Source organism: Pseudomonas sp. p1(2021b) (assembly GCF_020151015.1).
GTDB lineage: Bacteria > Pseudomonadota > Gammaproteobacteria > Pseudomonadales > Pseudomonadaceae > Aquipseudomonas > Aquipseudomonas putida_K.
The window spans coordinates 1,291,397-1,308,862 of sequence record NZ_CP083746.1 but is presented as its reverse complement, the minus strand read 5'-3'; the positions used below and the strand labels follow the sequence as shown (position 1 = coordinate 1,308,862).

Annotated in this window: 13 protein-coding genes; 4 read left to right on the top strand and 9 right to left on the bottom strand. The window is 65.6% G+C overall.

Translation table 11 applies throughout. The features are described 5' to 3' along the window. Positions 1 to 103: 103 nt before the first annotated feature. From pheA to mtnA, 4 genes are all read right to left on the bottom strand, one after another. A complete protein-coding gene (gene pheA, locus K8374_RS06095) occupies positions 104 to 1,198 on the bottom strand; it encodes a prephenate dehydratase (protein WP_084854915.1) in 1,095 nt (364 codons plus the stop codon). After that, complete coding sequence (gene serC, locus K8374_RS06090) at positions 1,198 to 2,283, bottom strand: 3-phosphoserine/phosphohydroxythreonine transaminase (protein WP_224458307.1); 1,086 nt, start codon at positions 2,281 to 2,283, stop codon at positions 1,198 to 1,200. Before serC ends, pheA begins: the two co-directional genes overlap by 1 nt. Positions 2,284 to 2,540: 257 nt before the next feature. Next, positions 2,541 to 5,309: a DNA gyrase subunit A gene (gyrA, locus tag K8374_RS06085; protein ID WP_224458306.1), complete on the bottom strand. Its 2,769-nt coding sequence runs from the start codon at positions 5,307 to 5,309 to the stop codon at positions 2,541 to 2,543. A 279-nt stretch (positions 5,310 to 5,588) separates the two neighbouring features. Continuing rightward, positions 5,589 to 6,665, bottom strand: coding sequence for an S-methyl-5-thioribose-1-phosphate isomerase (gene mtnA, locus K8374_RS06080; RefSeq protein WP_224458305.1), 1,077 nt, complete (start codon positions 6,663 to 6,665; stop codon positions 5,589 to 5,591). A gap of 110 nt (positions 6,666 to 6,775) precedes the next feature. Here mtnA and K8374_RS06075 point away from each other — a divergent pair, with 110 nt between their 5' ends. The 4 genes from K8374_RS06075 (at position 6,776) to K8374_RS06060 (ending at position 10,427) form a co-directional block, all read left to right on the top strand. Continuing rightward, the gene (locus K8374_RS06075) at positions 6,776 to 8,098 is read left to right on the top strand and encodes a TRZ/ATZ family hydrolase (protein WP_224458304.1); all 1,323 of its coding nucleotides are present in this window, start codon (positions 6,776 to 6,778) and stop codon (positions 8,096 to 8,098) included. 63 nt (positions 8,099 to 8,161) lie between these two features. Beyond that, positions 8,162 to 8,860: a bifunctional 2-polyprenyl-6-hydroxyphenol methylase/3-demethylubiquinol 3-O-methyltransferase UbiG gene (gene ubiG / locus K8374_RS06070; protein ID WP_224458303.1), complete on the top strand. Its 699-nt coding sequence runs from the start codon at positions 8,162 to 8,164 to the stop codon at positions 8,858 to 8,860. Between the two features lie 2 nt (positions 8,861 to 8,862). Beyond that, on the top strand, positions 8,863 to 9,534 hold the full coding sequence (gene mupP, locus K8374_RS06065; protein ID WP_224458302.1) for an N-acetylmuramic acid 6-phosphate phosphatase MupP: 672 nt from the start codon (positions 8,863 to 8,865) through the stop codon (positions 9,532 to 9,534). A 152-nt stretch (positions 9,535 to 9,686) separates the two neighbouring features. Then, the gene (locus K8374_RS06060; protein ID WP_224458301.1) at positions 9,687 to 10,427 is read left to right on the top strand and encodes a YciK family oxidoreductase; all 741 of its coding nucleotides are present in this window, start codon (positions 9,687 to 9,689) and stop codon (positions 10,425 to 10,427) included. 112 nt (positions 10,428 to 10,539) lie between these two features. Here K8374_RS06060 and K8374_RS06055 read toward each other — a convergent pair whose 3' ends face one another. The 5 genes from K8374_RS06055 to K8374_RS06035 all read right to left on the bottom strand — a co-directional run bounded on the left by K8374_RS06055 (position 10,540) and on the right by K8374_RS06035 (position 17,457). Continuing rightward, positions 10,540 to 11,325 (bottom strand): TenA family transcriptional regulator, encoded by a 786-nt coding sequence (locus K8374_RS06055; RefSeq protein ID WP_224458300.1) that lies wholly within the window; start codon positions 11,323 to 11,325, stop codon positions 10,540 to 10,542. Between the two features lie 44 nt (positions 11,326 to 11,369). After that, entirely contained in the window at positions 11,370 to 13,826 is a 2,457-nt protein-coding gene (locus tag K8374_RS06050; RefSeq protein ID WP_224458299.1) for an EAL domain-containing protein, read from the bottom strand. A gap of 236 nt (positions 13,827 to 14,062) precedes the next feature. Next, the gene (locus tag K8374_RS06045; protein ID WP_224458298.1) at positions 14,063 to 15,895 is read right to left on the bottom strand and encodes an ABC transporter ATP-binding protein; all 1,833 of its coding nucleotides are present in this window, start codon (positions 15,893 to 15,895) and stop codon (positions 14,063 to 14,065) included. After that, positions 15,888 to 16,520, bottom strand: a complete 633-nt coding sequence (locus K8374_RS06040; RefSeq protein WP_224458297.1) for a DsbA family protein — start codon at positions 16,518 to 16,520, stop codon at positions 15,888 to 15,890. Before K8374_RS06040 ends, K8374_RS06045 begins: the two co-directional genes overlap by 8 nt. A 4-nt stretch (positions 16,521 to 16,524) precedes the next feature. Then, the gene (locus K8374_RS06035) at positions 16,525 to 17,457 is read right to left on the bottom strand and encodes a rhodanese-related sulfurtransferase (protein WP_224458296.1); all 933 of its coding nucleotides are present in this window, start codon (positions 17,455 to 17,457) and stop codon (positions 16,525 to 16,527) included. Positions 17,458 to 17,466: the final 9 nt, after the last annotated feature.

Below are 17,466 nucleotides of genomic sequence, written 5' to 3'. Positions count from 1 at the left end.
AAGCCCGCTCCTACCGGGGGTGTGCGGGTCGGGTGGGCACCGCGTGGCCTGTAGGAGCGGGCTTGCCCCGCGATGGGGCGCGAAGCGGCCCCGGCGATCTCGATCAAAGCACCGCCTTCGGATACGACCCCAGCACCTTGAGCGCCACGGCCTCCTGGCTGATCTGCTCCAGCACCGCCTTGATCAACGGGTCGCGGTGGTGGCCGACGAAGTCGATGAAGAACACGTACGTCCACTTGCCGCTGCGCGACGGGCGGGTCTCGATGCGGGTCAGGTCGATGCCGTTCTCGTGGAACGGCACCAGCAGCTCATGCAGCGCACCTGGCTTGTTGCTCATCGAGACGATGATCGAGGTCTTGTCATCGCCGGTCGGCGGCACTTCCTGGTTGCCGATCATCAGGAAGCGCGTGGAGTTGTCCGGGCGGTCCTCGATCTTCTCGGCCAGGCGGGTCAGGCCGTACAGGTTCGCCGCCATGTCGCCGGCGATGGCCGCCGAATTCCACTCGCCCTTGACCCGCTTGGCCGCCTCGGCGTTGCTGGACACCGCCACGCGCTCGACATTCGGGTAATGAGCGTCCAGCCATTTGCGGCACTGGGCCAGGGACTGGGCATGGGAGTAGATGCGGGTGATGCTGTTGGTCTTGGTGTTCTCGCCCACCAACAGGTGATGGTGGATGCGCAGCTCGACTTCGCCGCAGATCACCATGTCATGCTCGAGGAAGCTGTCCAGGGTGTGGCTGACCGCACCTTCGGTGGAGTTTTCCACAGGCACCACGCCGAAGTTGACGGCACCGGCGGCCACTTCGCGGAACACTTCGTCGATGGCCGCCATCGGGCGGCTGACCACGGCATGGCCGAAGTGCTTCATGGCGGCAGCCTGGGTGAAGGTGCCCTCGGGGCCGAGGTAGGCGACCTTGAGCGGCTCTTCCAGGGCCAGGCAGGACGACATGATCTCGCGGAACAACCGCGCCATCTCTTCGTTGTCCAGCGGGCCCTTGTTGCGTTCCATGACGCGCTTGAGCACCGCAGCCTCGCGCTCGGGGCGGTAGAACACCGGCTTCTCGCCTTCGGCCAGGGAGGCGGTCTTGACCTTGGCCACTTCCTGGGCGCAACGGGCGCGTTCGCTGATCAGCTCGAGGATCTTCTCGTCGAGGCTGTCGATGCGCACGCGCAGCGCCTTGAGCTCCTGTTCGGACATCAAGCGTGCTCCTTCTCGAATTCAGCCATGTAGGCCACCAGGGCGTCGACCGCCTCCAGACCCAGGGCGTTGTAGATGGAGGCGCGCATGCCGCCGACCGAGCGATGGCCCTTGAGGTTGAGCAGGCCACGGGCGTCGGCGCCGGCCAGGAAGGCTTTGTCCAGGCGCTCGTCGGCCAGGCGGAACGGTACGTTCATCCACGAACGGGCGTTGTGGCTGATCGGATTGGTGTAGAACTCGCTGGCATCGATGAAGCCGTACAGGCGGTCTTTCTTGGCACGGTTGCGCTGCTCCATGGCCTCGACGCCGCCCTGCTCCTTGAGCCACTCGAACACCAGGCCCGAGAGGTACCAGGAATAGGTGGCCGGGGTGTTGTACATCGAGCCGTTGTCGGCGGCGACCTTGTAGTCGAGCATGGTCGGGCAGCTGCTGCGGGCGTGGCCGAGCAGGTCTTCGCGCACGATCACCACCACCAGGCCGCTGGGGCCGATGTTCTTCTGGGCGCCGGCGTAGATCAGGCCGTACTGGGACACATCGATCGGGCGCGAGAGGATGTCGGAGGACATGTCGACCACCAGGGGCACGTCGCCGGTTTCCGGCACCCAGTCGAACTGCAGGCCACCGATGGTCTCGTTGGACGCATAGTGGACGTAGGCCGCGTTCTTGGTCAGGTTCCACTCGTTCTGGCCTGGGATGGCCAGGTAGTCGTAGGGCTTGGCGCTGGCGGCGACGTTGACGTGGCCGAAACGACGCGCTTCCTCGATGGCCTTCTTCGACCAGATGCCGGTCTCGATGTAGTCAGCGGTGCCGCTTTCGGGCAGCAGGTTCAGCGGAATCTCGGCGAACTGCTGGCTGGCGCCGCCCTGGAGGAACAGCACCTTGTAGTTGGAGGGGATGGACAGCAGGTCGCGCAGGTCCTGCTCGGCCTTTTCGGCGATGGCCACGTAATCGTCGCTGCGATGGCTCATCTCCATCACCGACAAGCCCTTGCCACGCCAGTCCAGCATCTCGGCCTGGGCACGCTGCAGGACAGCGTCTGGAAGCGCGGCAGGGCCTGCGCAGAAGTTAAAGGCTCGTTTGCTCACATCCACTCTCGCTCTGCCAAATAGTACAAATCGTTCTTGCAGACCACGCACCGGTCCCTGTAGGAGCGGCCTTGTGCCGCGAAAGGGCCGCAAAGCGACCCCCAGATTGCCGCAGCGCCGCTGAAACCCTGGAGCTGCCCTGCAGCCCTTTCGCGGCACAAGGCCGCTCCTACAACGAGACGCGCCACTACAGCGCAGCCTGCTGTAATCAGTCAAACGGGGCGACCTTGGTCGCCCCGCTCGGGTGTTGCATTGGTTTATTCCTGTGGCGCCTCTTCGGCACCGGCCAGGTCATCGCCCGGTGCGTCGGTTTCGACGCCCTCCTCGTCCCCATCGAGCAACTCGTCGAGTTCTTCCTCGGAAGGCTCCTGGATGCGCTCCAGGCCCACCAGGGTCTCGTCGCTGGCCAGCTTGATCAGCGTCACACCCTGGGTGTTACGGCCCAGGCTGGAGACCTCGCCGACGCGGGTCCGCACCAGGGTGCCCTGGTCGGAGATCAACATGATCTCCTCGCCTTCCTGCACCTGGATGGCGCCGATCAGCAGGCCGTTGCGCCCCTTGGTGCCCATGGCGATGACGCCCTGACCACCCCGGCCGCGACGCGGGAACTTGGACAGCGGGGTGCGCTTGCCGAAGCCGCGCTCGGAGGCGGTGAGGATCTGCGCGCCGGACTCCGGGATCAGCATGGAGATCACCTGCTGGCCTTTGCCCAGCTTCATGCCGCGTACGCCACGGGCGGTACGGCCCATTTCACGCACCACGCTTTCGGCGAAGCGGATCACCTTGCCGGCGTCGGAGAACATCATGACTTCCTTGGCGCCGTCGGTAATGGCCGCAGCGATCAGGGTGTCACCTTCCTTGAGCTTCAGCGCGATCAGGCCGCTGGTACGCGGACGGGCGAACTGGGCCAGCGGGGTCTTCTTGACGGTACCGAAGGCGGTGGCCATGAAGATGTAGGCGCCGGTCGGCTCTGCCACCCACTCAGGGGTGTCGCCGTCTTCCTCGTCGGCTTCCTCGGCCTCGACCACTTCCCCTTCGAGCACGGTGTCGTCGGCATCCTCCAGCTCTTCATCGCCGTCGGCGTTCTGCTGCAGGGCCTCCAGGTCGATCTGCAGCATGGCGGTGATGCGCTCACCTTCCTCCAGCGGCAACAGGTTGACCAGCGGGCGACCACGGGCGGCACGGGACGCCTCGGGGATTTCGTAGGTCTTGAGCCAGTACACCTTGCCCTTGCTGGAGAACAGCAACAGGGTGGCGTGGCTGTTGGCGACCAGCAGGTGCTCGATGTAGTCCTCGTCCTTCACGCCGGTGGCCGACTTGCCCTTGCCGCCACGGCGCTGGGCCTGGTAGGCGGACAGCGGCTGGGTCTTGGCATAACCGCCGTGGGAAATGGTCACCACACGCTCTTCTTCGGGGATCATATCGCCGTAGCTGAGGTCGTGGGTGGCGTTGAGGATCTCGGTGCGACGGGCATCGCCGTATTCGGCACGGATCGCCTCGAGTTCCTCGCGGATCACTTCCATCAGGCGCTCGGCGCTGCTCAGGATGCGGATCAGCTCGCCGATCTGCTCGAGGATCTCCTGGTACTCGGCCAGCAGCTTCTCGTGCTCCAGGCCGGTCAGGCGGTGCAGGCGCAGGTCCAGGATGGCCTGGGCCTGTTCCGGTGACAGGTAGTACTTGCCGTCACGCAGGCCGTACTGCTCCGGCAGGTCTTCCGGGCGGCAGGAGTCGGCGCCGGCGCGCTCGACCATGACCTGCACGGCGCTGGACTCCCAGGCGGTGCTGACCAGGGCCTCCTTGGCCTCGGACGGGGTCGGCGAGGCCTTGATCAGGGCGATCACCGGGTCGATGTTGGACAGCGCGACCGCCTGGCCTTCGAGGATATGGCCACGCTCGCGGGCTTTGCGCAGCTCGAACACGGTACGGCGGGTCACCACTTCGCGGCGGTGACGGACGAACGCTTCGAGCAGGTCCTTGAGGTTGAGCAGGCGTGGGCGGCCGTCGATCAGGGCGACCATGTTGATGCCGAACACGCTCTGCAGCTGGGTCTGCGCATAAAGGTTGTTGAGCACCACCTCCGGCACCTCGCCGCGACGCAGCTCGATGACGATGCGCATGCCGTCCTTGTCGGACTCATCGCGCAGCTCGGTGATGCCTTCGATCTTCTTCTCTTTGACCAGCTCGGCGATCTTCTCGATCAGACGCGCCTTGTTCAGCTGGTACGGCAGCTCGGTGACGACGATCTGCTGGCGACCGCCGGCCTTGTCCTTGTCGATGTCCTCGATTTCGGAGCGGGCGCGCATATAGATGCGGCCACGGCCGGTACGGTAGGCCTCGATGATGCCCTGGCGGCCGTTGATCAGGCCGGCGGTGGGGAAATCGGGGCCGGGGATGAACTGCATCAGCTCATCGACCGAGACCTCGGGGTTGTCGATCAGCGCCAGGCAGCCGTCGATGACCTCGCCCAGGTTGTGCGGCGGGATGTTGGTCGCCATGCCCACGGCGATACCGCTGGAACCGTTGACCAGCAGGTTGGGAATCTTGGTCGGCATGACCGCCGGGATCTGCTCGGTGCCGTCGTAGTTGGGCACCCAGTCGACGGTTTCCTTGTGCAGGTCGGCCAGCAGCTCGTGGGCCAGCTTGGCCATGCGCACTTCGGTGTATCGCATGGCCGCGGCGTTGTCGCCGTCCACCGAACCGAAGTTGCCCTGGCCGTCGACCAGCAGGTAGCGCAGCGAGAACGGCTGCGCCATACGCACGATGGTGTCATAGACCGCGGTGTCGCCGTGGGGGTGGTACTTACCGATGACGTCACCGACCACACGGGCGGACTTCTTGTACGGCTTGTTCCAGTCGTTGCCCAGTTCGCTCATCGCGTAGAGAACGCGGCGATGCACGGGCTTCAAGCCGTCACGCGCATCGGGCAGTGCACGCCCGACAATCACGCTCATCGCGTAGTCGAGGTAAGACTGTCTCAGTTCGTCTTCGATATTGACCGGGAGGATTTCTTTGGCCAGTTCGCCCATGAGAAGCCTGATTCCTTTTTCTGGTGAAACTTCGTCGTTTCCCTCGTAGGACGAACGAAGCTCGCCGCCGCAACGCACAGTGGTGCGACGACTTACGACAAATCAATGAGTTGAGCCATGGATCTGCGCAATGAAGGCCGCTTCAACGAGCGGGCCTGGAAACTGCCGGATGGTATCACAAAGGCGTGGGGCGTGGGAGATATGGCAGGTTGCCGCCGAAGCGGTTGATTCGCTGTATCTGCGCCATTGGATGGGGCTGCGCTGCAGCCCATCCGAAGATCAATGCAACCGCTTGCGACAGATCAACTGGGCAATCTTGGCCGTATCGGGCCGTTCGACCACGCCCCGCTCGGTCACGATCACATCGACCAGGTCAGCCGGGGTCACGTCGAATACCGGGTTGCACATCTCGACCTCGGCCGCGACCCGATTGCCGCCCACATCCAGCAACTCGTCGGCCTCGCGCTCCTCAAGGGGAATGTCCTCGCCCGTGGCCAGGTTCAGGTCGATGGTGGTACTCGGCGCCACCACCATGAAACGCACGCCATGGTGCATGGCAGCCACCGCCAGTTGGTAGGTGCCGATCTTGCCGGCCACATCGCCGTTGGCGGCGATGCAGTCGGCGCCGACCACCACCCAGGTGATGCCCTTGGTCTTCATCAGGTGCGCCATGGCTGAATCGGCGCACAGCGTCGCCGGGATGCCTTCATGGGCCAGTTCCCAGGCGGTCAGGCGCGAGCCGTGCAGCCAGGGGCGGGTCTCGCCGGCGTACACTCGCTCGACCATACCCTCCAGATAGGCCGCCCGGATCACCCCCAGCGCGCTGCCGAAACCGCCGCTAGCCAGGGCGCCGGCATTGCCGTAAGTGAGCAGGGCCTGGGCGTTGCCCTGCTGCCGGCGGATCAGCTCGATGCCATGCTGGGCCATGGTCAGGTTGGCTTCGCGGTCGCTTTCGTGGATGGCCATCGCCTCGGCCTCCATCACCGCCAGCACGTCTTCGTCGGCGCGCAGCCGCTGCAGGCGTTCGCGCATGCGGTTGAGCGACCAGAACAGGTTGGCGGCGGTGGGGCGGGCCTCGGCCAGGGCGAGGAAGTCCTCCTCCAGCGCATGCTCCCAGTCCTCGCCCTCGGCCAGGCGCTGGCGCACGGCGAGCACCAGGCCGTAGGCGGCGCTGATGCCGATGGCCGAGGCCCCGCGCACGGCCATCTGGCGAATCGCTTCCACTACCGAAGCCACGTCGGTACAGGCCAGCCAGTGCTCACGCGCAGGCAGCAGGCGCTGGTCGAGCAGATGCAAGGTGCCATCCCGCCACTGGATGCCGGTCACCTTCTCCGCCGCCAAAAGTCGCTCGCGCATCGCCTCTCCCCGTCGTTCGCTGATCAAAAGCGGCCGATTATAGCGAGCCTCTGTCACGGGCGCTCGGGTATACTGCGCGCTCGTTTCCATAGAACCAGGTATCCCCCCGCATGCCCCAAGCGTCTTCCCCCCTCGACCTACTACTCATACCGACCTGGCTGGTCCCCGTGGAGCCAGCCGGGGTGGTACTGAAGGAGCACGCCCTGGGCATCCGTGACGGCCAGATCGCCTGGCTCGGCCCGCGCGAGCGGGCGCCCGAGGCGCGGGAGGTGCGCGAGCTACCCGACTGCTTGCTGTGCCCGGGGCTGGTCAATGCCCATGGCCATGCCGCCATGACCCTGCTGCGCGGCCTGGCCGACGACCTGCCACTGATGACCTGGCTCGAGGAACACATCTGGCCAGCCGAAGGCCGCTGGGTCGACGAGGCCTTCGTGCGCGACGGCACGGACCTGGCCATCGCCGAGCAGCTCAAGGGCGGCGTCACCTGCTTCGCCGACATGTATTTCTTCCCCCGCGAGGCCTGTGACCGGGTACACCGCAGCGGCATCCGCGCACAGATCGCCGTGCCGTTGCTGGACTTCCCCATCCCCGGTGCCCGCACGCCCGACGAGGGCCTGAACCAGGCCATCGAGCTGTTCGACGACCTGCACCACCACCCGCGCATCAGCGTCGCCCTCGGCCCGCACGCGCCCTACACGGTCAGCGACGAGAACCTGGAGAAGATCCGCGTCATCGCCGACCAGCTGGACGCACCGCTGCACATGCACATCCACGAGACCGCCGGCGAAGTCGAGCGGGCCGTGGCCGACAGCGGCGAACGCCCGCTGGCACGCCTGGCCCGCCTCGGCCTGCTGGGCCCGCGCCTGCAGGCGGTGCACATGACCCAGGTCAGCGACGAAGACCTGGCCCTGCTGGTAGAAAGCGACACCAGCGTGGTGCACTGCCCCGAGTCCAACCTCAAGCTGGCCAGCGGCTTCTGCCCGGTGGAACGCTTGTGGCAGGCCGGCGTCAATGTGGCAGTGGGGACCGATGGCGCGGCCAGCAACAACGACCTGGACCTGCTCGGCGAAACCCGCACCGCGGCCCTGCTGGCCAAGGCGGTGGCGGGCTCGGCCACGGCGCTGGACGCCCATCGGGCGCTGCGCATGGCCACGCTCAACGGCGCCCGCGCCCTGGGCCTCGAGGCCGTCACCGGTTCGCTGGAGCTGGGCAAGGCGGCCGACCTGGTGGCCTTCGACCTGTCGGGGCTGGCCCAGCAGCCGGTCCACGACCCGGTTTCACAACTGATCTACGCCACCGGCCGCGACTGCGCGCGGCACGTCTGGGTCGCCGGTCAGCAATTGCTCGACGAGGGCCGCCTGACGCAGATGGACGAACAGGCCCTGACGGCCACGGCCCGCGCCTGGGGCGCGCGCATCGCAGGCAACGAATGACTGGCCGCCAGCCAGCAGGCTGGCGCCCGTAGCACCTTTATCGAAGATTCAGAGGACTGTTCCATGAGCAACGTCGACCACGCCGAAATCGCCAAGTTCGAAGCCCTGGCCCACCGCTGGTGGGACCGCGAGAGCGAGTTCAAGCCGCTGCACGACATCAACCCGCTGCGGGTCAACTGGATCGACGAGCGCGCGGGCCTGGCCGGCAAAAAGGTACTGGACGTCGGCTGCGGCGGCGGCATCCTCAGCGAAGCCATGGCCCTGCGTGGCGCCAGCGTCACCGGCATCGACATGGGCGAGGCGCCGCTGGCGGTGGCCCAACTGCACCAGCTGGAGTCGGGTGTCGAAGTGCAATACCGGCGCATCACCGCCGAGGACATGGCCGAGGAAATGGCCGGCCAGTTCGACGTGGTCACCTGCCTCGAAATGCTCGAGCACGTGCCGGACCCATCCTCGGTGATCCGCGCCTGCCACCGCCTGGTCAAGCCCGGCGGCCAGGTGTTCTTCTCCACCATCAACCGCAACCCCAAGGCCTACCTGCTGGCCATCGTCGGCGCCGAGTACATCCTCAAGATGCTGCCGCGCGGCACCCACGACTTCAAGAAGTTCATCCGCCCGTCCGAGCTGGGTGCCTGGAGCCGCACTGCGGGCCTGGAGGTCAAGGACATCATCGGCCTGACCTACAACCCGCTGACCAAGCACTACAAGCTCTGCAGCGACGTGGACGTCAACTACATGATCCAGACCCTGCGCGAGGAATGAGCATGCGTTTGCGAGCCGTACTCTTCGACATGGATGGCACCCTGCTGGACACCGCGCCAGACTTCATCGCCATCTGCCAGGGCATGCTGGCCGACCGCGGCCTGCCGGCCATCGATGACCAGCGCATCCGCGACGTGATCTCCGGCGGCGCACGCGCCATGGTCGCGGCCACCTTCGCCATGGACCCGGACGCCGAAGGCTTCGAGGCCCTGCGCCTGGAGTTCCTGGAGCGCTACCAGCGCGACTGCGCGGTGCACAGCAAGCTGTTCGACGGCATGGCCGAGCTGCTCGAGGACATCGAGAAAGGCAACCTGCTGTGGGGCGTGGTGACCAACAAGCCGGTACGTTTCGCCGAACCCATCATGCAGCGCCTGGGCCTGGCCGAGCGCTCGGCCCTGCTGATCTGCCCGGACCACGTCAAGAACAGCAAGCCCGACCCCGAGCCGCTGATCCTGGCCTGCAAGACCCTCGACCTGGACCCGGCCAGCGTCCTGTTCGTGGGCGACGACCTGCGTGACATCGAGTCCGGTCGCGACGCCGGCACCCGCACGGCGGCGGTGCGCTATGGCTATATTCATCCACAGGACAACCCCAACAACTGGGGTGCCGACGTGGTGGTGGACCACCCGTTGGACCTGCGCAAGGTGATCGACAGCGCGCTGTGCGGCTGCTGATCCCCTAATCCTGGGCACCGCAAATCCTGTAGGAGCGGGCTTGTCCCGCGATGACGTCAGGCCAGACAGCCCTCACTGCCTGATCCGACGCCATCGCGGGGCAAGCCCGCTCCTACAGGATTTGCGCAAATTCATGAACAAGGACACCTGACATGTTCGACTACACCGCCCGCCCCGACCTGCTCAAAGGCCGGATCATCCTGGTCACCGGTGCCGGTCGTGGCATCGGTGCCGCCGCCGCCAAGGCCTATGCCGCCCTGGGCGCCACGGTGCTGCTGCTGGGCAAGACCGAGGCCAATCTCAACGAGGTCTACGACCAGATCGAAGCCGCCGGCCACCCGACCCCGGTGGTGATTCCATTCAACCTGGAAACCGCCCTGCCCCACCAGTACGACGAGCTGGCGGTGATGATCGAGGACCAGTTCGGCCGCCTCGACGGGCTGCTCAACAACGCCTCGATCATCGGCCCGCGCACGCCGCTGGAACAGCTCTCGGGCGACAACTTCATGCGCGTGATGCACATCAACGTCAATGCCACCTTCATGCTGACCAGCACGCTGCTGCCGCTGCTCAAGCTGTCCGAAGACGCCTCGGTGGTGTTCACCTCCAGCAGCGTCGGGCGCAAGGGCCGGGCGTACTGGGGTGCCTATGGGGTGTCGAAGTTCGCCACCGAGGGCCTGATGCAGACCCTGGCCGACGAGCTGGAAGGCGTGGCGCCGGTGCGTGCCAACAGCATCAACCCAGGTGCGACCCGCACGGCCATGCGTGCCCAGGCCTACCCGAGCGAAAACCCGCAGAACAACCCGCTGCCCGAAGAGATCATGCCGGTGTACCTGTACCTGATGGGGCCAGACAGCGCCGGGGTGAATGGGCAGGCGTTCAACGCTCAATAAAGGGCTGCCTGGGCTGACGCAATCGCGGGACAAGCCCGCTCCTACAGGATCGGTACAGGCCTTGGGTTGGCACTGTACCTGTGGGAGCGGGCTTGCCCCGCGATAGGGCCCGTCAGCCGGCCGCCAGTGCCGGCCTCATCCGCTCTTGCTGGCGATTCTCCAGCTGCATGCACCGCTCCAGGAATAGGAACATGCAGTCATAGCTCTTGCAGATGGTTCTGCGCAGCTCGTTCCTGAGCCCCAGGGTCGGGTTCTCCCCGGCCAGCGTGCAGATGATCTCCAGCGCCTCCCAGGGGTGCGCATCATCGTACTGCGCATGCAACTTCAGCCACTTCATCGCCCGCTTGCGAATCGCGTCAGGGAAGCCCTGGGCATAGGTGTCGGTCGAGCACACCAGGGCCGCCCATTCACCGGTCGCGCCTTCGATGGCGTAGTTGGTGGCCGCCATCGACAGCGCCAACGATTCGGTGGCGCACACCCGCCAGCACCAGTCGTTGAGGCCATTGAGCTCCGGCGGCACGTCCTGGGCCTGCAAGTCGGCCAGGCTGACGCCATGGGCCTGGCACCAGTGCAGCCAGTAGTCGGCATGGTTGAGCTCGACGCGGATGTTGCGCATCAGCCAGCGCCGCGCCATGTCCTCGCCGGGGTGGCGGGCGTAGCGGGTCTTGGTGATGTTGTGGGCCATGTACAGAGAGAACTGCTCGACCACCGGCCAGCCACCGATCAGGTACTGGCGGATGGTGTGCTGCTTGAGCTCACCATCGCGCAGGCGCTGGTAGAACTCGTGTTCCACCACCCGCCGCTTGCTTTCACGGCAGTCTTCGAGCAGTTGCTGGGCCCAGGCGGGGTAACTTGCAGGGTCCATCAGAGGACCGATCCGAACGAATGTATCAATCACTTTCCAGCTCCTTGAATCATGTGATCATCCGGACGGCTCCTTTTTTAACGAAAGGTCCCAGGCGCCCGGTGCAACAGGGGCCTTGCGGCTATTCGTTGGCGTCGTAGGCTGTCGCAGGTGAACACCTGCGGCCGCTCGATGAGGTAACCCTGGGCATAATCCACGCCGATCTCCTGCAACGCCTGCTCGATCAACGGCGTCTCGACGAACTCGGCGATGGTCCGCTTGCCCATGACATGGCCGATGTGATTGATCACCTCGACCATGGCGCGGTTAATCGGGTCATCGAGCATGTCTTTGACGAAACTTCCGTCGATCTTCAGGAAGTCTACAGGCAGATGTTTCAAGTACGCGAATGACGACATCCCGGCACAGAAGTCGTCCAGGGAGAACTTGCAGCCCAGGCCTTTCAATTCATTGATGAAGCGAATCGCACTGCCGAGATTGGCGATAGCGCTGGTCTCGGTAATTTCGAAACAGACCAGCCGCGGCGGTATGCGGTACTCCTCGAACAGGTGCTGCAGGTACTCCAGGAACTTGTCATCGCCGATGCTCGAGCCCGACAGGTTGATAGCGCACATGGCCAGCGGGCCATCCCGGCCATCGTCCAGGCTTTGGCGGATGACCTGGAACACGTTGCGCACCACCCAACGGTCCAGGGCGGTCATCATGCCGTAGCGTTCGGCGGCAGGGATGAACGTGCTGGGCAGGATGGTGCGGCCGCTTTCGTCATGCAGGCGCAGCAGGATCTCCAGATGCCCCGGCCCCTCGATGGCGGTCAGCGGGGCGATTTCCTGGGCATACAGGCAGAAACGGTTTTCCTCCAGGGCCACATGCAGGCGCTGGATCCAGGCCATTTCGCCGAAGCGCAGCGACAGTTCGCTGTCGTCGGGGTGGTACACCTGCACCCGGTTGCGCCCCTTCTCCTTGGCCATGTAGCAGGCCATGTCGGCGGCGCGCAGGGATGCTTCCAGGGTGCCGGCCGGCTGGGCGATGTGCACAAGGCCGATGCTCACGGTGGTGACGAAGGGTCGCGCCTTCCACACGAAGTGCAGGGTCTGCACGGCCTGGCGCAGCTGCTCGGCGATACGCTCGGCTTGCTCCGGCGGGCAGTTTTCCAGCAACACGCCGAATTCGTCGCCGCCCAGGCGCGCCAGGGTGTCGCCTTCGCGCAGGCCTGCCTGCAGCACCGCACAGATGTGCCGCAACAGCTCATCGCCGGCGGCATGGCCACTGGTGTCGTTGACCAGTTTGAACTGGTCCAGGTCCAGGAACATCAATGAATGCCGCCCGGCCTGGCGGGTCAGGCCGTTGAGCGCCTGTTCCAGGCGGTATTCGAACTCGCGGCGGTTGGCGAGGCCGGTCAAGGCATCGTGGGTCGCCTGCCAGGACAGGTTGGCGATGTACTGGCGTTCCTGGGTCATGTCGTGCAGCGCCAGCACCAGGCCAGTCACCTGGTTGTCGCTGTAGATCGGCGAACCCACCAGGTTGATCGACACCGTGCTGCCATCCAGGCGCTGGATCAGCCGGGCATGCTCGGAGCCGCCCTTGAGGCTGCCACTGAGCACCTGCTCGACCAGGGTACGGTTGTCATGCTCGGCATGCTCGTCCACCAGGCTGAACAACGCCGCCAGGGGCATCCCCTGGGCCTGGCCGGCCGGCCAGTGAGTGAGCAGTTCGGCAGCGGGGTTCATGTAGACGATGAGGCCGTCGACGTCCGTGGTGATCACCGCATCGCCGATCGACTGCAAGGTGATCTGCGCGCGCTCGCGCTCGGCCTGCAAGGCTTGGGCGAAGGCTTGGCGCTGGCCCAGCAGCTTGCTCGAACGGCGCCAGGCAATGGTGATCAGGAACAAGGCCGTGGCCAGGTTGGTGATCAGCAGCACGCGCATCAGCATGCGCGAACCTTCCCCCAGGGCATCGCTGAAGGCCCTGGCGGCCGGTGTCACGCCTTCATTGATGGCAACGATGCGGGCTCGCCAGGCGTTGACTTGCGCCGGGGTGACCTGGCCCTGGGTGAAACCTGCACGCATTTCGTTGGCCACCACGTCCAGCTGGCGCAGGTACTCGTCGCCGATGTCCCAGTAGGCGATGGCCGTTTCCATGTAGCTGATGTGGCGAAAGTTGCGATAGAACCAGATGATCCGGGCGACGTCGTCGGGGTGGTTGCCGCCTTGCAGGATGCCCTTGCGCGCGGCCTCCACGTCCGGGTTGGACGGGTCCAGCGCCAGGCGCAACTCGCGGTCGCCCTTGGGCACCTCGGTGGCCCGCAGGTAGCGCTGGTAGGTACGCTCGTCGCGGGTGTCGGCATACAGGCTGAGGTAGTAGATGGCGTCCTTCTGGGCTTTGGACCACAAGCTTTCGCCCGCGACATAGGCGCGCACGGCGGACATGGCATAAAGGCTCATGCTGCCCAGCAGCACCTGGAAAATCACAACAGCGACGAACGGCCAGGTGATGCCCAGCAACTTCGGCGCTTCGAGAGTCCGATTTCCCTTCATGTAATCCTTGTCACCGAGGCAGGAAGGCGCATGACGACCCAGACAAGCACAGCGTAGGCCATTTGCCAGGGATTCGACGGGTATTTTAGGCCATTACTCGGCCCAATCGCGGGGCAAGCCCGCTCCCACAGGGGGATGTATTGCAGATTCTTGTAGGAGCGGGCTTGCCCCGCGATCAAGGGCGAAGCCCTTGCCAGGCGACGGCGATATCGAGCCCGGCCAACCCCGCGAAACCGTCAGGTTTGCTGCAAGTGCCCATATAGCTTGGCATACAGCCCACCCTCGGCGATCAGTTGCTGGTGGTCGCCATCTTCGGCCACATGCCCACCGTCGAACACCAGCACCCGGTCCGCCTGTTTAACCGCAGACAAGCGGTGGGCGATGATCAAGGTGGTACGCCCGCTCAGGAAACGCGCCATGGCCTGGTGCAGGTTGTACTCGGTAGCGGCGTCCAGGGCCGAGGTGGCTTCGTCGAGGATCACCACCTTGGGCTCGGCCAGGATCATCCGGGCGATCGCCAGGCGCTGGCGCTGGCCGCCCGACAGGCGCACGCCGGAGCGCCCCACCACGCTGTCCAGGCCCTGGGGCAAGGCGGCGATGGTGGCATCCAGCTGGGCGATGCGCAGGGCTTGCCAGCAGGCCTCGTCGCTGCAGTCGCGGCCCAGGGTGAGGTTGGCGCGCACGCTGTCGTTGAACAGCGAGGGGTGCTGCAGTACCACCGCGACGTTCTCGCGCAGGGTCTCGTAGCCGATTTCCTGGAGGCTCGCACCGCCGAAGCGGATGGTACCGGCCTGGGCGCTGTACAGGCCCAGCAGCAGCTGCACAAGGGTGCTCTTGCCACCGCCGCTGGCCCCCACGATCGCCACCTTCTCGCCGGCGGCGATGGACAGGTCCAGGTGCTCCAGCACCGGCTCCTCGGCATAGGCGAAACGCAGGTCACGCACCTCGATGCCGACCGTGTCGCGCCCGGCGAAGGGGTCGACGGCCGCCGGGTACTGGGGTTCGTCGGCCCGCGCCAGCAGCTCGTTGAGCCGGCTCAGGGCGCCGCCGGCGGCGTAGTAGGCATATTGCAGGTTGAGCAACTGCTCCACCGGCCCGATCATGAACCACAGATAGCTGAACACCGCCAGCATCTGGCCGATGGACAAGTCGGAGAACAGCACCGTGAGCATGGCCGCGGCGCGGAAGATATCGATACCGAACTGGAACAACAGCCCGCTGGCACGGCCGCTGGCGTCGCTCTTCCACTGCGAGGCCACGGCATAGTCGCGCACCTCACGGGCCCGCAGGCCCAGGCGGCCGAGGAAATAGCCCTGGCGGTTGCCGGCGCGCACCTCCTGGATGGCGTCCAGGGTTTCGGCCAGGGCTTGGGTGAAGCGTGCGGTGCTGTCGTTCTCCAGCTTCTTCAGGTGCTTGACCCGCTTGCCCAGTTGCACGGTGAAGTAGATCACCAGCGGGTTGAACAGCAGGATCAGCATGGCCAGCTGCCAGTGCATCCAGATCAGGATGGCGGCCGTGCCGGTGAGGGTGAGCACGGCCACCAGGAAGCGGCTCAGAGTCTCGCCGACGAATTTGTCCAGGGTGTCCAGGTCGGTGACCAGGTGCGTGGTCACCGTTCCGCTGCCCAGGCTTTCGTACTCCTTGAGGGAGATCCGCTTGAGCCGCTCGATCAGGCGGATGCGCAAACGGTACACGATGTCCTTGGCCAGGCCCGCGAACAGCTTGGCCTGGACCACGTTGAAGGCCAGCGCGGCCAGGCGCAGGCCGAGGGTGGCGAACAGCATCAGGCCGATGTAGCCGGCCGCCACCTGCCAGCTGCCGGGCAGGAAGTGGTTCATCCACTTGAGCGCGGCGTCGCCATGGCCCAGCAGCACTTCGTCCACCAGCAACGGCAGCAGCAACGGGATCGGCACGCTGCACAGGGCGGCGAGCACGGCCACCAGGTTGGCAGTCCACAGGGCTTTCTTGTGGTGCAGGGCCAGGCGGCGGATTTCCGCCCAGCTCAAGCGATCGGGCACAGCGGGGGCCTTCCCCGGCACAGGGTCGGACGACCCCGGCAGGTCAAGCACAGGCGGCCTGCTGCAGCCAACGGCCGAGCAAGGGTTGCAGGCGCTCCAGCGGCTGGTAGCCGTTGGTCAGCAGGGCCAGCTGGCCATTGCGCTCGGCCAGCAGGGTCGGGAAGCCGGCGATACCGAGGTCTTGCACCCAACTGAAGTCGGCTGCGGTGGCGGTACGGGTATCGGGGCTGGAGAACGCTTCGGCGAAACGTGCACGGTCGAAACCGACCTGTTCGGCCAATTCCACCAGCTGCGGGGCCCGGGTGACATCCACGCCCTGCTCGTAGAAGGCCCGCTGTATCGCTGCCAGCAATGGCCAGGCACGCTCGGCATCGAGCTCGCGGGCCGCCACCAGGGCGCGGCAGGCAGGCTCGGTGTCGTAGACGAAGCCATCGGGCATGGCGCCTTCGAAGCGGAAGGCCTGGCCGGTGGCCTCGGCGACCGCCTGCCAGTGCTCGAGGATGTAGCGGCGGGTCGAGGCGTCCAGGGCACTGCTGCCCGAGCGCAGCCCGCCGGGCACCAGGCGCGCCGGCACGCCGGCCGTACGGGCCTGGGCGATCAGCGCCTCAGCGACCGGGGCGAAGCCCCAGCACCAGGAGCACATCGGGTCCATCACATACAGCAGGCGTGCGGACATGCAGTCAGGCCTCGGCTTTGTAGTTGTAACCGATCGGGTGAGGCAGGTTGCGCGCCTTGGCCAGCTCGATCTGCTTCTGCCGGTCGATGGCGCTGCGCCGGGTCTTCTCGCTCAGGCTGTCCCAGCAATGCGGGCAGCTGATGCCTGGCGAATAGTGCTCGGACGCACGGTCCTCCACGCTGATCGGGTGGCGGCAGGCATGGCACTGGTCGTACTCGCCCTCGGTCAGGTCATGGCGCACCGTGACCCGGTTGTCGAAGACGAAGCAGTCGCCGTCCCAGAGGCTTTCTTCCTGAGGCACTTCCTCGAAGTATTTCAGGATGCCGCCCTTAAGATGATAGACCTCCTCGAAGCCTTCACCGAGCATGTAGCTGGAGGCTTTTTCACAGCGGATACCGCCGGTGCAGAACATCGCAACCTTCTTGTGCCGGCTGGGGTCGAAGTTGGCCTTGATGTAGTCGGGGAACTGGCGGAAGGTCTCGGTCTTGGGGTCGATGGCGCCCTTGAAGGTGCCGATGGCCACTTCGTAGTCGTTGCGGGTGTCGATCAGCAGCACCTCGGGGTCGCTGATCAGGGCGTTCCAGTCCTTGGGCTCGACGTAGGTGCCGACCTTGTGGTTCGGGTCCACGCCCGGCACGCCCAGGGTGACGATCTCTTTCTTGAGCTTGACCTTGGTGCGGTAGAACGGCTGCTCGTCGCAGTAGGATTCCTTGTGGTCGATGTCCACCAGGCGCGGGTCGCTGCGCAGCCAGGCGAGCAGGCCATCGATGCCTTCACGGGTGCCCGAGACGGTGCCGTTGATGCCTTCGAGGGCCAGCAGCAAAGTGCCTTTGACGCCGTTGTCGACCATGGTCTTGAGCAGCGGCTCGCGCAGCTCGACGTAGTCTTCCAGGGTGACGAACTTGTACAACGCCGCCACGACGATAGCTTGGGTCATGAATCGATT

Bases quoted from the DNA above. Each gene is read 5' to 3' on its own strand.
- gyrA (WP_224458306.1), bottom strand. From the start codon at position 5,309: ATGGGCGAACTGGCCAAAGAAATCCTCCCGGTCAATATCGAAGACGAA.
- K8374_RS06035 (WP_224458296.1), bottom strand. From the start codon at position 17,457: ATGACCCAAGCTATCGTCGTGGCGGCGTTGTACAAGTTCGTCACCCTG.
- K8374_RS06075 (WP_224458304.1), top strand. From the start codon at position 6,776: ATGCCCCAAGCGTCTTCCCCCCTCGACCTACTACTCATACCGACCTGG.
- pheA (WP_084854915.1), bottom strand. From the start codon at position 1,198: ATGTCCGAACAGGAGCTCAAGGCGCTGCGCGTGCGCATCGACAGCCTC.
- mupP (WP_224458302.1), top strand. From the start codon at position 8,863: ATGCGTTTGCGAGCCGTACTCTTCGACATGGATGGCACCCTGCTGGAC.
- mtnA (WP_224458305.1), bottom strand. From the start codon at position 6,665: ATGCGCGAGCGACTTTTGGCGGCGGAGAAGGTGACCGGCATCCAGTGG.
- K8374_RS06060 (WP_224458301.1), top strand. From the start codon at position 9,687: ATGTTCGACTACACCGCCCGCCCCGACCTGCTCAAAGGCCGGATCATC.
- K8374_RS06040 (WP_224458297.1), bottom strand. From the start codon at position 16,520: ATGTCCGCACGCCTGCTGTATGTGATGGACCCGATGTGCTCCTGGTGC.
- ubiG (WP_224458303.1), top strand. From the start codon at position 8,162: ATGAGCAACGTCGACCACGCCGAAATCGCCAAGTTCGAAGCCCTGGCC.
- K8374_RS06050 (WP_224458299.1), bottom strand. From the start codon at position 13,826: ATGAAGGGAAATCGGACTCTCGAAGCGCCGAAGTTGCTGGGCATCACC.